Source organism: Aurantimonas sp. 22II-16-19i (assembly GCF_002088275.1).
GTDB lineage: Bacteria > Pseudomonadota > Alphaproteobacteria > Rhizobiales > Rhizobiaceae > Jiella.
Map to the genome: position 1 here is coordinate 1 of NZ_AQQS01000071.1, position 4165 is coordinate 4165.

Consider the following 4165-nt stretch of genomic DNA (forward strand, 5'->3'; position numbering starts at 1 on the left):
TCATTCCGGCCGGGATGGAGATCTTATTCGAGAAGGTCGAAGGGCAGCACGGCGCCGGCGTCTTCGGTGGCCTGATCGACTATGTCGACAAGCAGGTCTCCAAGCTCGTCCTCGGTCAGACGATGACCTCGGACAACGGATCGTCGAAGGCTCAGGCGACGGTCCATAACGACGTCCGCCTCGACATCCAGGCGGCTGATGGCAAGCAACTGGGCCAGACGATCACGCGCGACCTGGTCGTGCCGTTCGTCGCGATGAACTTCGGGCCGCAACAGCTCTATCCGCGCGCCACCTACCAGGTCGCAGCGCCTGAGGATCTCGGTGGTCTGACGAACGCCGTCTCCGTCCTCGTGCCGCTCGGGCTGAAGGTTTCGCAGCGGGAGATGCGCGAGCGGGTGGGGCTTTCGGAACCCGAGAAAGACGAGGAGCTGCTCGGTGTGCCGACGGCGACGGCGCCAGGCAGCAAGCCGGACGACAAGAGCGCCAAGGGGCCCAAGCCTTCAGAGACCGAGAAGGTGGATCCAGCCGGGCCACCGGCGAGCCTGGCGGCGCGCGCGGTTCGCAGCGGGGATGCGATCGACCGGGCGGTCGACGAGATCCTGGGCGACTGGGAGCCGCTGGTGGCGCCGATGATCGCGGGGCTCGAGGCGAAGCTCTCGGCCGCCAGCGACGAGGCGGAGGCGCGGGCGATCCTGACGGCGCATCTTGCCGCGATGGACCGGAGCGACCTGGCGGAAAAGCTGACCCAGGCGGTGTTCGCCGCCCGCCTCGCCGGCGAGACGGGCGAGCTGCTGACGGACGAGGCCTGATCCGGTGGCCTTCGAGCTTGAGGCACTGCCCTTCACCGAGGCGATCGCCGCTCTCGATCGGCGCGGCCAGAACCAAAAAACTCAGTTCTCCCACCTCGACGATTTTCAGGCCGATCACGCGACGATGTTCACCGTCGCCAAGTCGACCGGCTTCGACATCGTCGGCGACTTGGCCGACGGGTTCGGGGAGATCTTCGCGCAGGGGCGAACGTCCCGCGATTTCGTCAAGGAGATGACGCCGATCCTGCAGGCGAAGGGGTGGTGGGGGCGACAGCGCGTCACCGATCCGGTCACCGGGGAAGAGGTCATCGCGCAGCTCGGCTCGGTGCGGCGCCTCCAGCTCATCTTCGACACCAACATGCGGGTGTCCTATGCAGCGGGGCATTGGGCGAGCTTCGAGCGCAACAAGGCCACCCGGCCGTTCCTGCGCTACGTTCATCTGGAGGGGCAGGAGAATCCGCGCCTGCAGCATCAGGCCTGGCACAATACCGTTCTGCCGGTAGACCATCCCTGGTGGAACACTCATGCCTGCCCGAACGGCTTCCGCTGTAAATGCACCCTCCAAAGCCTCTCACAGCGCGATGTCGACCGGCTCCTCGCCAGGGGCGTCCCGCTGCGGTTCGACGCGCCGGCGATCACGATGCGCGATTGGCTGAACAAGCGCACGGGCGAGATCACCAAGGTTCCCGACGGCATCGATCCTGGCTGGGCCTACAATCCCGGCAAGGCGGGGTTCGAAGCCCAGCGAGCGACGGTCGCGGCCAAGTTCGCCGGTTCGGCCGAGACGGTCGCCGCAAAGCTGTCCGGTCCCAACGAGGCGCCGGCGATCGCCGCCGAGGCGCGGATCCGCCACGCCGCGGAGCTGGTGCGCGAGCCCGCCTTCGGATCGCTCCTCGAGGCGGCCAAGACCTTCGACCACACGGACCGCTCCGAAGCCTCGTCGCGGGCCGGACGCCGCGCCGTTCCGATCGCGATCCTCTCCGACGAGCAACGCAAGGAGATGGGCGCCGAGACGAACAGTGTCGTCCTGTCGCTTCACACGGCCGCGAAACAGATCGAGCACCATCCGGATGTCTCGCGCGACGATTACCAGCTGGTCCAGCGTTTGATCGAGACGGCGGAGGTCAGCGTCGACGAAGGAGAGCGCGAGCGTGCCTATGGCGGCTTCGTGGATGGAAGCGCCTGGTGGGCCGTTCTGAAATCGGTCGGGGCGACGGCGGAGTTGTTCCTGCAGTCGTTCCGCCGGATGAGCCGACGGCAGATCCGCATGAAAGGTTTGAAGGGGAAGGATGGACCTGGGGGGTCGTAAGTCCCCCGCGGCTCATGGCCGGCTGTACAGTATGGCTCAGGTCCGATCACAAGATAGTCGATCTGGATTGCAGCGACAACCGCCGAGGGCTCCTCTAGATTGGCCGTCGGCGAACCGTTCTGCCATGGACGGCCCGCCGCCATGCCGGAGATCATCATGTCCGACCCTTCGTCGAAGCTCCCGCTCAAGCTTCAATGGCGACGCTCTCCTCTCGGACATCCCTCCGAAGACTATGTCGCGCTTTGGGAGGGAACGGAGGTCGGGCGGTTCTACCGCTACGACGGGTCGTCTGAGAACAAAGGGCTGTGGCTGGGGACGGTGTTTGCGTATCACCGCTCGCCCACCGCCGAAAGCGGACCGACCGGAGGCTTTGTGAAAGGATCGGCACGCGAGGCGGCCTTCGTGGTGGAAGAAGCGTTCGAACGCGCAAGGGCGGTCTGGGGCACCCCGGATGTCGTGAGGTTCAAAGAGCCGGGGGGCCGTGGATGTTCATCTGCCCACAGCGGATCCTCGCACAGAAGCCCGCTGAGGCGCGCCGGCCCCTCCCGATGCGCCGTCGCCCGTGCCAGCCCCCCGAATCGCGCTGGTGCCCTTTGAAGCCCCTTTGACGGCGATCCTCGTACGGGTCATTGTCTGCCGTCGGCACTGACCGAGCCGATTCCCCGATCATCGCCCCCTGCCACCGCCTTCACCGGGACATGTCCCGACTGATCAGCTGTGTTGCGGACTGCGATGGTCCGCTCATGACGAGCACCGCTTCCACCCCTCATTCATCCGACGCACCGGTCAGCACCGGCATGGCCGTGTCGACCGGCGACGTCGTCGTCGCGCTGGCCGCTGGCATCGGGGCAGCTCCGGCCCAGGAGTGGATCAAGATCGCGCCGCGCGGCCGGGTCGGCACCCGCGACGGACGCTCCTACGCCTTCGATCCTGAAATGCTCGCCGCCCGGTTCAACAGCGACGACGTCAAGGTGCCGGTCGATTTCGAGCATGGCACCGTCTACCTCGCGTCGAAGGGGCAGCGCAGCGACGCCATCGGGTGGATCGAGGAGCTGGTGGCGCGAGACGACGGGCTCTATGGCCGGGTCGAGTGGCTCGATGCCGGCAAGACAGCGCTCCGCGCCCGCACCCATCGTTACGTCTCGCCGACCTTCCCGCACGACGCGGAGGGGAACGCCGTCTTCCTGCATTCGGTGGCGCTGGTGACAGCGCCGGCGCTTGCGAACATGCCGGCGCTTGCCGGCGCAAATCCCCAGCAACCATCCACGGACAGCGCCATGAGCGACAAGATCGCGGCCGCCCTCGGGCTTGCCGCCGGAACCAGCGAGGCCGCCATTCTGGCCGCCATCCCGGGCCTGTTAAAGAAACTCGACGAGGGCAAGGTCGTCACGGCCCTCGGCCTTCCGGCCAGTGCCGATGAAACCGCAGTTCTGTCGGCGATCGCCGATCTGAAGAAGAAGCCGGAGGGCGACCTCGCGAGCCTTCGAGCGGAGCTTTCAACGACGCAGACCGAACTGGCCGCCCTGCAGGCGACGACGCGCAAGGGCGTGGTCGACACGCTGCTCGATACGGCGCTGAAGGAGAAGCGCATCTATCCGGCCCAGCGTGAGAGCTACGCGTCGCTCTGCGCGACCGATGCCGGCCTGACGCAGGTCTCGGTCCTCCTGGCGGCGACGCCGCCGGCGCTGGGCGCCTCCGGCCTCGACGGCAAGCTGCCCGGCGAAGGCGGGATGAAGGCGATCGACCCGGTGGCGCTTGCCGCCAAGGCCAACGCCTATCTCTCGGCCCAGACCACCGCCGGGAACCCCATCAGCTACATCGACGCCTTCGCCCATGTGCAGGCCGAAGCCGAGAAGGAGGCCGGCAAGTGAGCTACGCCCTCAATCGCGACATCCGCTCCTTCGAAGCCGCAAGCGCGATCGGCGGCTACCTGATCGTCGCCGCCTCCGGGACGGCGGGCAAGATCGCCGCGGCCGTCGCCCGGCAGGGCCTCGGTGTTGCCGAGCGTGTCGGCTCCGAGGCCGCCCAGATGTGCGACGTCACCGTC

Annotated in this window: 4 protein-coding genes; all 4 read left to right on the forward strand. The window is 67.3% G+C overall.

Features of this window, described 5'->3' with window-relative positions:
- Positions 1-809, forward strand: an 809-nt coding sequence (locus ATO4_RS26525) for a DUF935 family protein (protein WP_139802730.1), incomplete at its 5' end; no start/stop codon positions are given.
- Positions 810-813: 4 nt separating this feature from the next.
- Positions 814-2118 carry a phage minor head protein gene (locus ATO4_RS26530; protein WP_083595094.1) on the forward strand — a complete coding sequence of 435 codons (1305 nt, stop codon included), beginning with the start codon at positions 814-816 and terminating at the stop codon, positions 2116-2118.
- Between the two features lie 743 nt (positions 2119-2861).
- Positions 2862-3989 carry a phage protease gene (locus tag ATO4_RS26535; protein WP_176223199.1) on the forward strand — a complete coding sequence of 376 codons (1128 nt, stop codon included), beginning with the start codon at positions 2862-2864 and terminating at the stop codon, positions 3987-3989.
- Positions 3986-4165: hypothetical protein (locus ATO4_RS26540; protein WP_139802731.1), on the forward strand; the 180-nt coding region annotated here is incomplete at its 3' end. The genes ATO4_RS26535 and ATO4_RS26540, both read left to right, overlap by 4 nt.

Excerpts from the sequence above, each read along its gene's own strand:
- ATO4_RS26535 (WP_176223199.1), top strand. The coding sequence starts at position 2,862 with ATGACGAGCACCGCTTCCACCCCTCATTCATCCGACGCACCGGTCAGC.